Origin of the sequence: Xanthomonas hortorum pv. pelargonii, assembly GCF_024499015.1 — a bacterium.
GTDB lineage: Bacteria > Pseudomonadota > Gammaproteobacteria > Xanthomonadales > Xanthomonadaceae > Xanthomonas > Xanthomonas hortorum_B.
In genome coordinates, this window is sequence record NZ_CP098604.1 from 3939783 (window position 1) to 3957730 (window position 17948).

The 17948-nt window shown below is 64.4% G+C and carries 10 protein-coding genes and 1 pseudogene; 2 read left to right on the top strand and 9 right to left on the bottom strand.

The features are described 5' to 3' along the window. Positions 1-236 precede the first annotated feature (236 nt). Positions 237-731: pseudogene (locus NDY25_RS17010) on the top strand (IS5 family transposase); the annotation flags it as partial. 60 nt (positions 732-791) lie between these two features. On the opposite strand, the gene NDY25_RS17015 reads toward NDY25_RS17010, so the two are convergent. The 8 genes from NDY25_RS17015 to ybaL all read right to left on the bottom strand — a co-directional run bounded on the left by NDY25_RS17015 (position 792) and on the right by ybaL (position 13048). Beyond that, the gene (locus NDY25_RS17015) at positions 792-2012 is read right to left on the bottom strand and encodes a type III PLP-dependent enzyme (protein ID WP_168958988.1); all 1221 of its coding nucleotides are present in this window, start codon (positions 2010-2012) and stop codon (positions 792-794) included. After that, positions 2009-3778, bottom strand: a complete 1770-nt coding sequence (locus tag NDY25_RS17020; RefSeq protein ID WP_168958989.1) for an IucA/IucC family protein — start codon at positions 3776-3778, stop codon at positions 2009-2011. Before NDY25_RS17020 ends, NDY25_RS17015 begins: the two co-directional genes overlap by 4 nt. Then, entirely contained in the window at positions 3756-4964 is a 1209-nt protein-coding gene (locus NDY25_RS17025) for an MFS transporter (RefSeq protein WP_168958990.1), read from the bottom strand. Before NDY25_RS17025 ends, NDY25_RS17020 begins: the two co-directional genes overlap by 23 nt. Further along, on the bottom strand, positions 4961-6763 hold the full coding sequence (locus NDY25_RS17030) for an IucA/IucC family protein (protein WP_168958991.1): 1803 nt from the start codon (positions 6761-6763) through the stop codon (positions 4961-4963). The genes NDY25_RS17025 and NDY25_RS17030 overlap by 4 nt, the downstream gene beginning before the upstream one ends. Then, positions 6760-7986 (bottom strand): ATP-grasp domain-containing protein, encoded by a 1227-nt coding sequence (locus tag NDY25_RS17035; protein WP_168958992.1) that lies wholly within the window; start codon positions 7984-7986, stop codon positions 6760-6762. The genes NDY25_RS17030 and NDY25_RS17035 overlap by 4 nt, the downstream gene beginning before the upstream one ends. 252 nt (positions 7987-8238) lie before the next feature. Next, positions 8239-10371 (bottom strand): TonB-dependent receptor family protein, encoded by a 2133-nt coding sequence (locus NDY25_RS17040; protein WP_168958993.1) that lies wholly within the window; start codon positions 10369-10371, stop codon positions 8239-8241. Then, the gene (locus NDY25_RS17045) at positions 10372-11133 is read right to left on the bottom strand and encodes an HpcH/HpaI aldolase family protein (RefSeq protein ID WP_168958994.1); all 762 of its coding nucleotides are present in this window, start codon (positions 11131-11133) and stop codon (positions 10372-10374) included. A 217-nt stretch (positions 11134-11350) separates the two neighbouring features. Beyond that, the gene (ybaL, locus tag NDY25_RS17050) at positions 11351-13048 is read right to left on the bottom strand and encodes a YbaL family putative K(+) efflux transporter (protein ID WP_168958995.1); all 1698 of its coding nucleotides are present in this window, start codon (positions 13046-13048) and stop codon (positions 11351-11353) included. 488 nt (positions 13049-13536) lie between these two features. Between ybaL and NDY25_RS17055 the strand changes: the two genes are divergently transcribed. Further along, positions 13537-14730 carry a cytochrome P450 gene (locus NDY25_RS17055; protein ID WP_168958996.1) on the top strand — a complete coding sequence of 398 codons (1194 nt, stop codon included), beginning with the start codon at positions 13537-13539 and terminating at the stop codon, positions 14728-14730. An 815-nt stretch (positions 14731-15545) separates the two neighbouring features. On the opposite strand, the gene NDY25_RS17060 is transcribed toward NDY25_RS17055, so the two are convergent. Beyond that, complete coding sequence (locus NDY25_RS17060) at positions 15546-17945, bottom strand: TonB-dependent receptor plug domain-containing protein (protein ID WP_168958997.1); 2400 nt, start codon at positions 17943-17945, stop codon at positions 15546-15548. Positions 17946-17948: the final 3 nt, after the last annotated feature.

Consider the following 17948-nt stretch of genomic DNA (forward strand, 5'->3'; position numbering starts at 1 on the left):
CGTTCGCTCGGATTTTCTCTCGCCCTCGATCGACTTGGCTCCTAGGTGCAACAGTCTTGCACTGCAAAATCGCGTTTCTGTCAAAATCCTGACCGTGTTACTTCAAGTTCAGAGCGGCTAAGAAACCTTTTGAATACTATCTTCAGTTTGGAAAAATGGGGCCATGGCAAGACATACAGAGATTCCTATTGCGCTATGGAAGCGCATTGAGTCATTGATTCCGCATGTCAAGCTTTCTCCCAGCTGCGGGTGTGGCTCACCCCCTGCGGCGGGGCCACACCGGGCCGAATCCGGCCGATCACGGCAAACGCGGTAGCAAGCCGTATCTGCTCGTCGATCCCAAGGGCATGCCCTCGGAGGTGTGCGTCACCGGCGCCAATCGGCACGACTCGGTCGTGTTTAAGGAGTTGCTTGATGGCTTGCCTGCAATCTCCGGAAAACCGGGGCGTCCGCGACGCTGGCTTGGCAAACTGCATGCCGACAAAGCCTATGACATTAAACGTTGCCGCACCTTCCGCAAGCAGAGCGGGACCATTGCGCCGATTGCGCGCAATGGGATCCAGCGCAACTACCGGTTGGGCCGTCATCGCTGGGTCGTCGAGCGCACGCATGCCTGGCTCGCAGGCATGGGCAAACTGCGCATCCGCTTTGAACGCCGCATCGATATCCACTTGGCGTTGCTCTCGCTTGCTTGTTCCACCATCTGCTTACAGTTTCTTCCTGGGTGTTGTGAGCCACTCTTGATCGATTACCTGCAATATTTCACTTGCGAAGGCTACCTTGGCATTTGTTTATCGAGGTGTTGCGCTTGATTCTTTAGACCACCCTGGAAAAAACACCATCTGCGGCGGCGGGTGCATCAGGAACTGCTGATGCGAAATATTCCATGCATAGGCGCCGGCCAGCGGAAAGGCCAGGTAGTCGCCCGGCGCCAGTGCGGCGACGTGCTGGTTGCGCGCCAGCACGTCCTTGGGCGTGCACAACTGCCCGACCAGCGTCACCGGCGTGTCGCGCAGCACTGGGGCACGCGCGCCACGCAGCACACGGAACGGATGATCGTGGCCTTGCGCGGCGGGGGTGCGGAAGTGATGGGTGCCGCCGCGGGCAATCGCAAACCAGGCGCCGTGGCTGCGCTTGAGGTCCAGCACTTCCATCAGATACCAGCCGCAGCTGGCACTGATATAGCGCCCCGGCTCCAACCGCAGACGCAGTGCGTCGCCATGTTCGCGTAGCAACGCAGGCAAGCCGGCGCAGAAGCCGGCCCAATCGAACGACGATTCCGGCGCCAGATAATCCACACCGAAGCCACCGCCTGCATTCACCCGCAATGGGCCGAGCCCGTAGCGTTGCCGCCACTGCTGCATGGTGCGCAGATAGGCGGCGATCAGGTGCAGCTGCGCGCCGGCATCGCGCTGGTGCGACATCAGATGGAAATGGAAGCCTTCCAGCCGCAGCGAGGGGCTCGCACGCAGCCGATGGATCGCCGCATCCAGATCGTCCGGGTCCAGGCCGAACGGCGAGGGCTGCCCGCCCATCATCAGACGCGTGCTCTGCGCGCCGGGCACGGCGATGTTCATGCGCAGGAACACCGGCACGCAGCGGCCGGCCTGCGCTGCAATGGCGGCCAGGCGTTCCAGTTCGCCAAGGCTTTCCACGTGCACGGTGCAATCTGGCAGCGCAGCGGCCTGGGCAAGTTCGCTATCGAGCTTGCCGGGTCCGCCGAACAACAACGCGGCCTGCGGTTGTTGCTGATGCAGCCAGGCGAGTTCGCCGCCGGAGGCCGCTTCGAAGCCATCCATGTGCGGGGCGAGCGTGCGCAGGATCGGCGGCTCGGCATTGGCTTTTGCCGCGTAGAACAGCTCGCACTCGGCCGGCAATTGCGCGCGCATCCATGCCGCGTGTGCGTCCAGTGCGGCCAGGTCGTAGACGTAGGCGCAGATCGGGCCATCGCTGTGTTCGCGCAGGTGTGGCAACGCCTCCATCACGGCGGCGGTGTCGATGCGCAGGCTCATGCGGCCACCTGGCGTGCGGTTGCGATGCGTGGAATGGGATTGGGTAGCGCGGTGTAATCGGACTGACGATCCGCGCGTTGCCACAGCCGTGTGCCCAGATTGTTCTTGCCGGGCAGCGGCGCGCCGTCGATCAGGCCCTGCAGCGCGGCCTGTGCGCCATGACGTTGCTGCCAGCGTGCGGCGATCTCGCCGACGCAGTGCCACAGGCGCGCTTCGAGCACGTCATCGCCTTCGGTGAGGTGGAAGATCGCTTCGGCCAGATTGTTGACCAGCGCGCAATACGCCACACGATTCCAGCCCTGTTCCGGCGTGTAGTACAGCGATTGCCGTGCGCGCTCGCCCACGCCCTGCAAACGCGTGGCGGGCCAGTGGTGGGCGAGCAGCTTGGTGCCTTCCAGATCGCGGATCCATACCCGTGTCGGCCAGCCATCGGCGAACCCGATCACGGTATTTTGCAGGTGCGGTTCCAACGCGATGCCGTGCTGGAACAAGGCACTCCACACACCATCCAGCAACAAGCCGGCATAGGCGCGGAACCACAGCAACGTGGCGGTATGGCGATCCATTTGTGCGCTGCCCAGTGCCTGCAACTTCGCCGCACACACGCTGTTGCCCTGCGCATCGCAGGTGAACAACGCGGCGGCCACCTGCGGCTGCCAACGCGCACGTTGTGCGGCAGGAAGGGTCTGCCGATACAAAATGCCGAAGCTCTCCGATAGCGCGCGTGCCGCAAGCGGATCGGCATCGTGCAGTGCCGGGTCCACCTGCCCGATCTCCAGCGAGGTGGCCGCAGGCTCCAGCATCACATCGAAGCCCGGTACCTGCACCGCCAGCGCACGCCAGCTCGGCGCCAGCAGCTCGGTGAGCGCGACCGCGCTTTCCAGCTCGTACCAGGCGTTCTTGCGCACGCAGTTGGTCAGCCGCACATGCACCGAACACTTGAGGAAATAATCCAGCTCCGGGTGATAGAGCGTGCGCACCGAGGAAGTTGGCCGCAGTGCATCGCCCAGCATGCCGACCGGCTCGATCACGCCGCGTGCCTGCAAGCTGCGCAGCAGCGGGTCGTCAAGCAGGCGCTGCGCTTCCCACGGATGGCAGGGATACAGATCCTCGCTGCCGGACAGCTGCCGTAAGGTGGCACGCACGTCGCGGCCCTGCATGCGCAACAGTCGTGGGTCGATGCGGAACCAGAACAGCTGGAACGCCGCACGCGCTTCCGGCGCGCAGGCCAGCACTTGCGCCAGATCGATGCCCTCGCGACTCTTAGGCGTGGGATGCAAGGCATGCCCCCACAGCATCGATTGCTCGGCATCGATCATCGCCTCGCCGGTCGCTGCGGCGCCTTGTGCCTGTCGCAACAACGCAGCAGTGATCGCCACGCTGTTGGCGCTTTGCGCGAGCAGTTCCGGATTGACCGCCTGCGTGCTGCCCAGCGCCTGCAGCAGGCCGCGCGCCAAGGCATGCGCATCCAGGCTCTGCCACGGTTGGCCGGCGCTCTTGAGAAACGGCGTGGAGGCGAAGCGGCAGCGGCCCAGGCGATCGGCATAGGCAATGCGCACGCACAGCGCGCCGGTATCGCCCAGATCGATGCGCAGCCAACGGTGTTCGGCCACGCGCGGGCCGGGGCGATCCAGCCCGCGATAATCGAAGTCCACTGCGCGCTGCGGAATCGCGAATTCGCGCAGGTAGCAGTTCAACCAGCAGGTGCAGGCCTGCGCGTCGGCCATGCTGTCGTACCAGGGGTCATGCATCGTGTGCGGCGACATCGGCGGATCTCCTCGAAGGGAAGCGCACCAGAACGGTGAGCGCAGCGGCCGCCGCAGCCAGCGCGGCAGCCAGGAAAGGGGTGGCAGGGCCGGCCGCCTGGGCCAGCGCGCCGGCGGCAGCACCGGCGAACACGCCGGCCCATTTGCCGCAGGCATCGAAGCGGCCGAACAAGCGTCCGGCGCCGTGTCCGCTGGCGACCATGGCCAGGCTGCGGTTGAGCCCACGCAGGCCGAACAACATGCCGAACCCGAACAGCACACGCGCAACTGCCAGCGTGATGGGGTCGTGCAACAGCGCCTGCCACACGCAGGCCACGGCGAATACCACCAGGCCGGGCACCAGCCACGCTTCGCCATCGCCGCGCCGCCACCACGGCAGCACCACCAGATAGACCAGATGCGGCAGGCTGTAGAGCAGGCCGGCCAGCGCGTCGTGGCCGGCGCCGCGCGCCAGCGCATACGGGATGAAGTAGGGGAAGGTCACCACCATCGCGAAGCAGAACAGGAATTGCGCGATCATCAGTGCAGGCCACAGTGCGTTGGCCGTGGTGGTTGTCTGTGGTGAGGCCGACTGCGCCGACCCAGCTGCGTGCCTGGACGGCATCGACTTCGCAGTGGAAGCTGTCGGCCGCACCGCAGGCCGATCGGCCGGCAAACGCCAGGTCAGCGCGAACGCCAGCAGCGGCAACAGCGCGAGCGCGCGATACAGCGACTGCGCCGGGCCAAGCGCCAGTGCAAGACCCAACAACGCAGGCGCGCTGACCATCGCCAGGCGCGCCGAATACTGCGTCCAGTCCAGCGCACGCGCCAATGGGCCGGCCTGCGGCTGGCTGGCCAGATACGCATTGGCCGCCGCCAGCGAGCCGCCGCAGGTGCCTTGCACGATCAGCCCAATCACCAGCCAGGTCAGCGACGGTGCGAAGCCGGCGATCGCAAAGCCCACTGCCAGCCCCAGTTGCGCACGCAACAGCGAACGCTTGCGTCCATAACGGTCGGCCAGACGCCCCCAGGTACTTGCCGTCAACGCCGTGCACAGCGTCGGCAACACGTACAGCACACCGCTCCAGCCAACCGCTGCCGACGGCGCCAGTTCGGCCAGCACCTGCGGCAGAAACAATGGCATGCCCAACGCGGTGAAGGCGGCCAGGTAATGCGCCGCCAGCACCGGGCCCAGAACACGCTTCATCGCTGAGCGCCCGCCTGCCGACGCAGCGTGTGCTGCGCGCCAGCGAATGCCTCGCCGAAGGGATTGGGCGCGCTATCGCCGTAGAACTTGTTGATATCCGTTGCACCGGTGAGCTGTTTGCTGAGCAGGCTGCCGGCGCTGAGCAGGTACTTCACCGGCAGCCGCGGCGCGGCCAGCAAGCGGCGCGCGGGGCTGGTGTCGATGCCATCGATGTCCAGTTGCGCCAGCGTCAAGGCGAACTGCGTCTGCAACTGCGTATACAGCGGCGCACGCAGCGCGGGCTGCCATTCGGCCAGACCTTCCAGCACCGCCTGCAGATCCAGTTGCAGCACGATGGTGCAGAACATCTGCGCCAGGGCGTGCGGATCGTCCACCGCGATACGCGCGTCGTGCAGCGTGCCGAGTGTGTCCAGATCCGGCAGCTGCGCGCGCAACTGCGGCAGCGCGATGCGCGCGGCGTCGTTGTCCTTCATCAGCAGCCGCGTCGCCTGGCCATCGGCGTACACCAGCACGCTGTTCTGCTGGTTGGCTTCCAGTGCGATGCCGTAGCGCAGCCACAAGCGCAGATGCACCGCGAGCAGCAGCTCCGTGTAATCGCGCCACCAGTTCAGTACATCACCCTGCATGAAGCGCTCGGCCAGATGGATCGCCATCGGCCGGCCATCCGGCAACAGCGCGCATAGCGCAGCAACCGGCACCAGCGTAGCGTCGCCCAGCGGCGGATAACGCCGCACCAGATAGGCCAGATGACGCGTCTCACCCACATGCCCACCATGCGATTCGTCCACGAACACGCAGCGGCCGTGCAGTGCCGGGTCCAGCGCATCGATGCGACGCAAGGCACGCTCCAGCCAGTGGCCGTCGTACAGCGTGGAGGGCTTGATCAAACGCAGATTGAGCGCGCCCAGCGTGCGCATCGGGATCGGCAACTTGAGATGTAGTTGCGGATGCTGCAGAGGCACCAGCGTGCGCACCGACAGGGTAGGGCGTACCTCCAGCCAGGCCTGCGGTGCACGCAAGCTGCCTGCAGGCAGCGCGAAGCCGTCCTGCTCCAGCCGCGCCCACACCAGCGGATGCACCGGCCAGGCGATGTGCGTGTCGGCCAGTTCGGGCGGCAAACCCAGCGTGGCGAAGTCCGGCCACAGCTCGGCCGGTAACGCGCTGGTACAGGTGACCTGCGCACGCGGAATCGCCAGCCAGCGCAGCGTAAAGGTGGGCGCGAATTCGGGCGCGTAATCGCGCAGTTCCGATGCATCCAGCCCGGCCTTGGCGCGTGCGGTCGGGTAGAACGGATGGTCGCGGTAGCTGGCCAGTTGATCGCAGCGATACGCGCGCTCGGCGGCGTCTGCATGTTGCAGCGCGTTGAGCAGCGCAGGCGCCTGTGCATCGTAGGCCTGGCGCGCCAGGCCGAGATGTGCGGCGGCGCATTCGGCTTCTTCGGCATAGGCGCGATGCAACTGCTGCGTGTCCATGTCGAGCTGCGCGCTCATGCGTTGCAGCCATGTCTGCGCACCGCGTTCGATATGCACACCGTCAGCACGTTGCACAATCCAGCTGTCGCCACAGGCGCTGATGTCCTGCAGGTAGCCCTGCCGGTGGATCGGCAACCACACCGTGCCATCGGGCAGGTGCGCGATGCGCCACCAGCCTTCCACCGGGCTGGGGTCGGTCCATGCCGCCAGCAGCGTTGCATCGGGTGTTGCGGCACTGCCACGTGTGGCGATCCCACGCAGGTCTTCGCGCAGGCAGGCATCGATGATGCGGGTGGCGATGTAGCGTCGGTCCGCTGTACTGCTCATGCGCGCAGCTCCGCGCTGTCGATCCGCCATTGCAAGCCCGCTTCGGCATGCACTACCGCCTGCTCCAGCGCCTGCGCATCGCAGGCAACTGCGCTCAGCACGCCCAGATAATCCTTGTTGGAATGGCTCAGCCGGATGCGTTCGCCCGGCGCGCGCATGCGCCGGTACTGCACATCGCTGTGCGCAGTGTGATGGCGGCGGTCTTCGCTGGCGGCCACCAATTCGCCGTCTTGCTCGGCAACGTAGTAGCGCAGCAATGCATGTGCGCGATCGCTGCGCAGTTGCGGCAGCGGCAAGCCCAGATGCGGTGCCAGCGCGGCGTTGAACCACTGCTTGCCGAACATGCTGTCGAGCAGGAATTCGCGGCGGTCGCCGATGCTGCGGTAGTTGATCTCCACCAGCACCGGGCCATCGCGGGTGAGGATGAATTCGCTATGGCATAGCCCGAAACCGACACCAAAACTGCGCAGCTGTTCCAGCGCCTGCGCAATCACCGGCGTTTCCACACGTGCATCCCACTGCGCTTCGCATTCCACAAAATGCGGCGGCGGCGACAAGCGCACCTTGAAGCCGCCCAGCGCCTGCAGCGTGTGGCCGTCGCCCAGCGTTTCCAGCGTAAACAGGGCACCTTCCAGCATGCCTTCCAGCAACACGGTGCGCTGCGGATGGCGCTGCCACACATCGTCCAGATAGGCCTGCAGTTGCACGGCATCGGCGCAGTGGCGCACGTCCAGGCTGGCGACGCCTTCGCGCGGCTTGGCGACCACCGGCCACGCAATGTCGGCCGGCAACGCTGCGCCCGGCGCCAACGTGCAGAACCACGGCGATGGCAGTCCGCGCACACGCAAACGCTGACGCATCGCTGCCTTGTTCTTGGCCGCGTAGCACACCTGCCAATCCTTGCCCGGCAGGCCCAGACCGGCAGCGACCAGCGCAGTGCTGGTCTGCAGATGATCGCTGTTGCTGAACACTGCGCGCGGCGACACGTCTGCGTCGTGCAGCACATCCAGCACGCCGAGCGGATTGAACACATCGCATTCGATCACCCGCTGCGGTGCGTGCGCCGGGTGCTCGCGGAAATGGCTAAGGTGATCGAGTCGGTGATCGGTCAGCAACCACACCGGTAGGTCCAGCGCATGCGCGGCAGGCAGAAAGCCTTCGGTGATGGCCGGATGGCAGACATGGGTGAGGATCACCAACGGTGCAGCGGATGTCACAGTCATGGCAGCTCTCGATTCAACAGGACGGTGGAAAAACCGGTACTGAAACGGGCTGCCTGGCGCCGCGGGGGCGTTGGGTGGCCTGCGATGCGGTGATCGCATGCCGCATGCTGCGGCGGTGATGCGTGCGTCATGCACGCCGTATTGTCTGAGGCGCTCGCCAGCGCGACCGCCGTTGCCCGAAGGCGCGACCGACGCCCCTGTGCGTCGGTCGTTTGCAGCAGTTATTTATTGGCGCAGGTTTAAAACGTGGGCTTAAAAGGTGTACTCCAGCCCGGCGGTGACCGTGCGCGATGGCGCGGCCTGGCGGCCCCACGGGCTGGTATCCACACCGCGGAACCAGTACTGCCGATCGAACAGGTTGTTGATCGCCAGCGATGCGCTGAATTTTTGTCCATCGCGTTCGAACAGGGTATGGCTGACCTGCGTGTTCCACACCATGTAGGCCGGCAACTGGCCCACCGATGCGATGGCGTTCTCCTGCACGGTATTGGCCGCGTCGCTGAAGGCCTTGCTGAAGTAATAGCCGGAAAGCGCGACAGTGGTATGACCGAGCGCGTAGGTACTGCCCAGCGTGATCTGATTGCGTGAGGTGTAAGGCACGCGGAAGCCACGAAATGCGCCCGATTCCTGGCTGGCATCCAGATATGCATAACCGGCGTTGAGGGTGAGCGCACGCAGATTTTCCGGGCTCCATTGCAGTTCCAACTCGCCGCCTTGATGGCGGGTCTTGCCGAGGTTGCGGAACACGCGCGTGGTGTTGTCCAGCTGGATCTGCTGATCGAAATCGATCAGATACGCACCGAGCTGGATGCGAGTGCGCTCGTTGGGTTGATAGCGCGTGCCGGCTTCGTAGTTCCAGGCCAGTTCGGCATCCAGATTGTTGCCGAAGATGATCTGGGTGACCTGCGGCGCACGCATCGAGCGTTGCCCATCGGCATAGAAGAACCACTGTTCGTTGGCCTGAAATCCAACCGTCAGACCCGGCAACACATCGCGGGTCTGGTTGAGCGTGCGCACGCCGGTGGCGCGATTGAAATAGCGCGAATCCAGCCGCTCGTAGCGCAGGCCCGGCGTGATGGTGAAACGTTCGTCGGGCAGGGTGATCGCGTTGCTGACGTAAGCGGCCAAGGCGCGATCTTCGAACTGCCAATCGCGCACGCTGGTGAACAGGCCATCGCGCAGGCGCAGATTGCCGACCAGAAAATCGATGTCTTCGTGCACGGCGCGCACACCGGCGGTCCACTGCTGACGCACGCCACTGGCATCGCCCATGCTCCAGCTCAGACGTGGCTCGCTGCCGACCACGCGGAAATCGCGCGGTGCGGTCTGGCGCAGTTGCGGCGGCAGGTCCGAACGCCAGGTTTCGGTGGCGGCCTGACGCATGCCGACGATGAAGTTGCGGCTGCTGCGTGCGCTGAAGTTGGTCCAATCCAGGCGCACATCCTTCATCGGGCCCCAATCGCCCAGCAACTGCTGGTAGCTCAGCGATGCACGCGTGGTGCGGCCGTTGAAGCTGTCCAGCGGGCGTGTGGATTGACGCGGGTCGCGCCGGTAATCGTCCGGGCTCAGCGCACCGGCCAGATCCATGTCGACCAGATAACGCTGCACGCTGGCCTTGAGCAACTTGGTGTCGTCCAGCCACCATTCCGCACGTACGCGTAGATTGCTGATATCGGTATCGCTGTGCGCGCGCCAATACTCGCCATAGGTGCGATTGGCATCGACCTGCATGCCGAAGTTGTCGGTGAGATAGCCGCCGCTGCTGAGCGCGCTGTCCTGCAGAAACTGGCCCTGGCCGCCGGCGGTGATCTTGTGCGCCAGCGTGGTGCTCCATGCGCTGGGGATCTCCTTGCTGACCAGATTGATCACCCCGCCCACGTTGTTCGGCCCGTACTGCACGGCCGCACCGCCGCGCACGATATCGATGCGGTCGATCTGATTCAGCCCCACCGGAAACAGCGACAGACTGGTCTGCCCATACGGCGCCAATGCCAGTGGAATGCCGTCTTCCAGCACCTGCACACGGCCGCTGCGGCTTTCGTAAAGGCCGCGCAGCATCAGCTGCGGCAACGCGCCGGTGCCGGTTTCGTCGAAGATCTTGATGCCCGGCACGCGTTGCAGCGCATCGTCCAGCGAGCGGTTGCCACCGTTGCGCAGCTGTTCGCGATCGATCACCTGGCGGCTGCCGGCATAACGCTGCACATCGTCGGGTTTGGAACGCCCGAGCAGGCTGCCCTGCACCTGGATCGCATCCAATGCGCGGATCGGCGTTTGTGCATCGGCGGCATCGGCATCTGGCGACTCGATGGCGAACGCCAACTGCGGCAGAGCCAAAGTGATCGCAGCGATGGCGATGGCCAGGGCGTGGAAACGGAACGTCGACATCTACGGCGTGCTCCTGCAGGCGGGTGGTGAAGTGGGTATGGCGAATGTGGCCAGGTGGCTGCGCAGTGCACGTTGCATCAGTGCGCGGTCTTCGCCGGCAAGCAGCCAGCGCAAATCGGGCTGTTGCAGCCAGTGCGCGCGTTGCGCATCGGTGCGCGGATTGGGGCAGAACGGCACCTCGGCAGCAACGCATTGCGCATGCAGTTGCAGCAGCAGCTCCCACACCTGTGGATGGGTCGGTTGCGGGCCCAGGCCCAGATCCAGCGCAAGATCCAGCGCGCCTTCCATCACCAGCGCCACACCGGGCACGGCAAGCATCTCGGGCAGCGCAGCAACACCGGCCGCGCTTTCGATCATCGGCACGATGCGGATATCGCGATTGGCTCGTGCGATGTAGCTGGGCAGATCGACGTTGCCAAAGCCGGTGACACGCCCGCCGGTGATGCCGCGCCGGCCCAGCGGCGGAAACCGCGCCGCAGCGATGGCGGAGGCCAGTTGTGCCGCTGACTCGGCGCGCGGAATCACGATCCCGCGTGCGCCGGCATCGAGCACGCGACCGATCAGTTTTTCGTCGACCTCCGGCACGCGCACCCAGGCCTCACAGCCGGACAGCTCGCATGCGCGGATGGCGTGTTCCAGCTCATCCGGCGCGCGCAGCACATGCTCCAGATCCAGCACCACAAAGCCATAGCCGATCCGGCCCAGCAGCTCGCACAGCTGCACGCTTGGCAACGCATTGAGAACGCCAACCGCAAACGCCATGGATGAGGCCGCCAAGGAAACGGGCGTTCATCCTGCTCTTGATGGGAATGATTATCAAGTGTGTCTGGAGGGCAGTTTGTGGTGCCCTGGTCGCAGTTTGATCAAGACACTGCGGCAGTCCTTTCCGTACTGAATAAATGGCGGGCAATAAAAAACCCGCAGACAGCGCCGGCGGGTTTTTTGTTTCGTGCGGTGTTGCCTGATGCTGCGCTGCAGCTTACGACGCCGGCACGCGCAACGCCCGATACGGCGGGGTCGACATCACCATTTCGGCCAGCGAATAGGCCAGCTCCCGTTCGGCCAGCACCGCGCCGTCGGCGCCGTGAGCGAGTAGATGCTTGACCTCGGCATCGCTGTGCGCACGCGCCAGCAAGGTCAGCGAGGGATTGATCGCACGCAGCTTGGCCAGCGCTTCGCCGGCTTCGAGCGGCTGCGGGATCGCAAGAATTGCGATCTTGGCGTGCTCCGGGCGCGCCTCGGCCAACACGCGGTCGGCCGCCGCGCTGCCACGGATGCCGGGGATGCCGGCCGCATGCGCCTTGGCCACGTGATCGCCGTTGTCGTCGATCACCAGCACCGGCACGCCGCGGCTACGCAACAACTGCGCCAGCGCACTGCCCACGCGGCCGTAGCCGATCACGATGGCATGGCCGTCCAGTTGCAGCGGCGGGCCGGGCGGCAGCTCCGGTTCCACCGTGGCCGGGGCGTCCTGCGCCTGTCTGGCCTGCCAGCGGTCCAGCCACGAGAACAGGAACGGGTTGGCGATGATCGACAGCAGCGCGCCGGCCAGGATCAGGTCGCGCCCGGTTTCGGGCAGGATCGCCAGCTGCACGCCCAGCCCGGCCAGGATGAAAGAGAACTCGCCGATCTGCGCCAGACTAGTGGAAATGGTCAGCGCAGTGCCGGTGGGGTGGCCGAATGCACGCACGATCACAAACGCGGCCAGCGACTTGCCCAAGGTCACGGTCAGGAACGTGGCCAACACCTGCCACGGATGCTCGACCAGAATCATCGGGTCGAACAACATGCCCACCGACACGAAGAACAGCACTGCGAACGCATCGCGCAACGGCAGCGAATCGCTGGCCGCCTTGTGGCTGAGCTCGGATTCCTTGAGCAACATCCCGGCGAAGAATGCGCCCAGTGCGAACGACACGCCGAACAGGGTGGCCGACACGAACGCCACGCCCAGCGCGATGCCGAGCACCGCCAAGGTGAACAACTCGCGCGAACCGGTGGCAGCGACTTTTTCCAGCGACCACGGAATCACCCGGCGCCCGATCACCAGCATCACCGCCACGAACGCCACCATCTTGAACAGCGTCAAACCGAGCGCGGCCAGCAGCGAGGTGGATTCGCCAGCGTGCGCGGCAGCCGGCGCGGCGGTGCCCAGCACCTCGGCCAATGCCGGCAACATCACCAGCGCGATCACCATCACCAGGTCTTCGACGATCAACCAGCCGACCGCGATGCGGCCACGCTGGGTTTCCAGCAGGCGGCGTTCTTCCAATGCGCGCAGCAGCACCACGGTACTGGCCACCGACAGCGCCAGACCGAACACCAGCCCATGCATCAACGGCCAGCCCATGCTCCAGGCCAATGCCCAGCCAAGCAGCGTGGCGACCACGATCTGCGCCAACGCACCGGGGATCGCGATCCACTTCACTTCCATCAAATCGTCGAGCGAGAAGTGCAGGCCCACGCCGAACATCAGCAGCATCACACCCAGCTCGGACAGCTGGTTGGCCATGGTCTGGTCGGCCACGAAGCCGGGCGTGAATGGCCCGACGCACACGCCTGCCAGCAGATAGCCGACCAGCGGCGAGAGCTTCACTTTCTGTGCGAGCGTGCCCAGCACGAAAGCGACCGCGAGGCCGACGGCGATGATGTCGATGAGGCTGGTGTCGTGATGCATTCCAATCCGTTGTGAGGTTGTCCGAGAATAGCGAGGGCGACCCAGCCAACGGCACTGCGCCGGGCATCGCCTGCGGGCCTTGTGTGGTCATGGCTGGAGTCCGGCGAGGGGAACAAGACCGCGTTGCAGGTCCGGTTGGCCGGACGCCCATAGTACACAGCGCTTGATTAACGCGATGCGACACGTGGCGCATGCACGCAAACGGATGCACGCGTTGGGCGCGGCATGTGGACTCCACGAGCGTGCGTGCGCCAGTGCGACAGCGAGATGCACTGCACAGACAGGCAACGCCGAATTAACTTTGACGACAAGGCTTCGCGCCTGGGTAAGGCACGTGCGCGATGTCGGTCGACAATGCCGCTGACAAATCGCCTCTGACAATCAGCGATGTCCCTGTTGAAGAGCCTGCGTTCTTCATCAGGTCCAAGTCCTTATCGCCCCAGCCCCCATCGCCCATCTGCGGATGGTGACGCCACACGAGCCAGGCCATGCACCTCAGCGATTTCGCAACACCCGTCTTTCGGCACGATCCTTATCCGGCCTACGCACGCTTGCGTGCCGAAGGGCCGCTGATGCAGGTGGCCGAAAGGCGACTGATGTCCGGCCACTACAAGGTCGTGGACAGCCTGCTCAGCGATCGCCGGGTGGGCCGCGATTATCTGGAAAGTATCCGCCTGCGCTACGGGGAGTCGGCGGTGCAACTGCCGCTATTTCAGGGCATGAGCCGCATGTTTCTGCTGCTCAACCCGCCAGTGCACACCCAGTTGCGCGGATTGATGACACAGGCCTTCGGTGCGCGGCAGATGGACTCCATGCGCGAAGTCGCACGCGACACTGCCGCCGGCTTGATCGAGACGTTTCAAGCCAAGGGCCACAGCGATCTGCTGACCGAGTTCGCGTTTCCGCTGCCGATCGCCATCATTTGCCGGATGCTGGACATTGATGCAGCCGATGTCACCGCGCTGAGTCACGCGACCAGCGCGCTGGCAAAAGTCTTCGATCCCATGATGACGCCTGTGGAATTGGAGGCCACCAGCGCTGCCTTCATCCAGCTGGAAACCTATTTCCACACCGTGATCGAGCAACGTCGCAACAACGGCGGCGAGGATCTGATTTCGCGTTTCATTCAGGCCGAAGACGAAGGCCGCCGCTTGAGCGATGAGGAGATCGTCTCCAATGTGATCCTGCTGTTTTTCGCCGGCCACGAAACCACCTCCAACATGATCTGCAATGCGCTGGTCGCCTTGCACCGGCATCCGCAGCAACTGCGCCTGCTGCAGGAAAACCCGAGCCTGATGCCGAATGCAGTGCTCGAATGTATGCGCTACGACAGCTCGGTGCAGATCGCCACGCGCACCGCGTTGCAGGATTTCGACATCGATGGGGTGGCCGTCTCCAAGGGCACGATGTTGTATCTGATGCTGGGCGCGGCCAACCACGACACGCTGCAATTCACCGACCCGCAGGTGCTGGATATCCGGCGCCAGCAGGGCCGCGCGCTGTCGTTCGGTGGTGGCATCCACCACTGTCTGGGCAATCGGCTGGCGCTGATCGAAATGGAAGCCGCGCTTGCCGCATTGCTCGAGCATCTGCCGGCACTTCGCCTGCAGCAACTCGACGCGTTGAGCTGGAACGATCGCGCCAACCTGCGTGGTGTGGATGCGCTGCTTGCCTGCTGGTGAGGTGACCGTACAAGAGTAGCTACAGAAACTCTTGGACGCTGTACCGATAACGGTAAAGTGTTGGCACACGCTTTCGTTACGCGTGGAGTGATGTCGGGAATTGCAGTGACTCGCCCGGATCGAAAGGAGCTGATCAAACCGCCTCTCATCGGATGGCCGCGCAACCCACATCGCTCCCAACCTTATATACCGACCATCTCGACTGGTCCTTGCCCGCCCACCGTCGCGGGACCTTACGCGGCATGGATGCCGCGTAAGAGCTTACAAGGACGTACTTGCAGCGTGTCCCGCGACGGTGGGCGGGCAAGGACCCTGCAGCCAAGCCGCAGATCATCCGCTCTAAAACCGAAGTACTAGCACCGTTCCATCACCTCTCAAGCCGAACCAGATCCGAGCTTCAGCGTCGCTTGAATGCTCCCAAGCCGAGCTGGTCGAGGGCGCGATGCCCTCACCGCTCGCGGGACACGCCGCAAGTACGTCCATGTAGGCTCTTACGCGGCATCCATGCCGCGTAAGGTCCCGCAATCGGTGAGGGCATCGCACCTGCCAACTTGGTCGGGTGCTGGTGGTAACTGCACTGCCGGCCGTGCCTATCAGGCGGTGAGTGCAGTCTTTTTGTTGGCCGCTCTTGGCGATGCACTGTGCGCCATCAATACGGAGATGAACGGGACAAACGCCATTGCCGCAGATGGCTAACAGCCGCTGCATGTTTCGATGCCCACAACGACAAACACCGCCGAGCGATCGGCGGTGTTTGCGTGATAGATGTGCTGATCGGAACTTTCGATCAGCACTTTACGATCAAGCGTCGCTACTCAGAACCGGTAGGTAACCCGGCCATACCAGTAGCGCCCGTTGAAACCGAACGGCGACAACGACGAATACTGCAGGCCGCCAGCGCGGTCGTCGTAGGCGGTGTTCAATTGCGCCTTGGTCGGATACTGGTTGGTGAGGTTGTCCGCGCCCACGGTGAAGGTAAACGCGTTCCAGGTCTGGCTGGCGGCCAGATTCAACAACCAGCGTGCGTCGTAGGTCTGGTCCTGGCTACCATCGACCGGGTCGCTGATGCGCTTGATCGATCCGTAGCGGGTGGCGTTGAAATTGAGCCCGAATCCGCCGTAGGTCCAGTCCGCCGCCGCCATGTACTTGGTGCGTGGCGTGGCGTCGGTGAGCAGGCCCTGGCTGGCGCGGCCGAAGTTGGGGTTGGTCAACTCCAGGATGGTGGTCTTGTTGTAGTTGGCGCTGGCACTGAGATTGAGCTTGCCGTAGTTACCCAGATCGGCCAGGTAGCTGTTGATCCAGTCCACGCCACGGGTGCGGCTGGTGGCGCCGTTGACGAAGAACTGCACCGCCGCCACCTGGCCGATCGGTTGCGCCAGCTGCAACTGGTCCGAATACAGGATCTGGTCCCAGATGCGGATCTGGTAGACGTCCAGGCTGGAGGTGAAGTTGGCGGTCGGCTGCCACACACCGCCCAGACCGTAGTTGGTGGATTTTTCCGGGCTTAGCGGTTGTGCGCCCAGCGCCACGGCAACCGGATCGGAGGTGCGATAGGTGCCCACCTGCACCAGCTCGCCGTCCTGGATCAGCGTCACCACCGAGGCATAGTTCTGCTGCGCCAGCGAGGGCGCACGGAAGCCGTTGGAGATAGTGCCGCGCAGCGAGAACGTATCGCTGAAGGCATAGCGCGCCGACAACTTGCCCGACCGCGTAGAGCCGGCGTCGCTGTAGTTTTCATAGCGCCCCGCGATGCCGCCGGAGAGCTTGTCGGTGATGTCCGCTTCCAGGTTGGCGTAGACCGCGTTGCTGTGGCGGCCGAACTTGCCGGCCACCGACGGCTCCAACCCCGAGAACACCTGTGCACCGCCCGGATAGGGCGCGCCGGTGTCGGGGTTGATGGTATTGGGGTCGAAGAAGTACGACTCCGGCGAACCGGCGCTGATCTGGTAACGGTCCTGGCGATGCTCGGCGCCGAAGGCCACATTGACCGGATACGCCAGGCCCCAGTCGAACGCCTTGCTGACGTCCAGATTGACCGTGCCCTGCTCGGTTTCGAAACCGCCGGAATTGAAGTTGGTCGGCGAGCTGCCGGTGCTCCAGAACAGGTTGGTGTTGATGCTGTTGAGGATGTTGAAGGTCATGTCGTTCTTGCCGTAAACGGCCGACAGGTCCCAGTTCCACTCGCTTTCGGTGCTGCCCTTGATGCCCAGCACCGCCGAGCGATCGTTGGTGGGGTTGTAGATCTGCGGCAGGAAGCCGTTCGGATAGATCGCCTGCACATTGCGCGCGGTGTTGTCGGCAGCGCGGTAGTAACCGTTGGAGGTGACTTCGCGGCGGCTCATGCTGAGGTGGCCGTACAGCTCCAGGTTCGGCGAGAACTCATAGCCGAAAGCGGCCAGCCCCTGATAGAAGTTGGAGGCCGGATCGCCGTGGCGCTGATACGGCACACCGCCCGGATTGGGCGTGCCCGGCACGGTGGTGGCGCGGTTGGTGTTCTCGCCGCGGTTGGTGCTCATGGTGTTCTGGTAGTTCCAGGACAGCCGCACCCAGCCCGGTGCCGTATCGCCGCCGGTGCCGCCGAAGGGCATGCCGACCGAGCCGTCGATGCCGTTCTGCTCACCATCGCCCTTGTCCATGATGCCGCCGTTGATCGACACGGTATTGCTGCCGGTATCGGCGCCATGTTTGAGCACGATGTTAACCACACCGGCGATCGCATCGGAGCCGTATTGCGCCGAAGCGCCATCACGCAGCACTTCGATGCGCGCGATCGCCGACATCGGCAGCGAGTTCAAATCCGCCGGTGCCGAACCACGGCCCACGTACGGGTTGTAATTGATCAACGACGAGGTGTGATAGCGCTTGCCATCCACCAGCACCAGCACCGCATCCGGCGACAGGCCGCGCAGGGTGGCCGGGCGCGCGGCATCGTTGCCGTCAGAGATCGCCGGGCGCGGGAAGTTCAGCGACGGCAGCAATTTGCCCAGCGCGCTGGCGATATCGGTGGCGCCGGTGGCCTGCAGCGATTGCTCGGTGATGATGTCGATCGGCGACTCGGATTCGGCCACCGTGCGATCGCTCACGCGTGTGCCGGTGACGATCAGGGTATCCAGGGTTTTCTGCGGCTGGGTCGATTGCGACTGCGCACTGGCGGCGAACGTGCAGACGGTGAGTGCGACCGAAATCGCAAGCGAAAGTGCGTTGGAGGTGTGCATGGG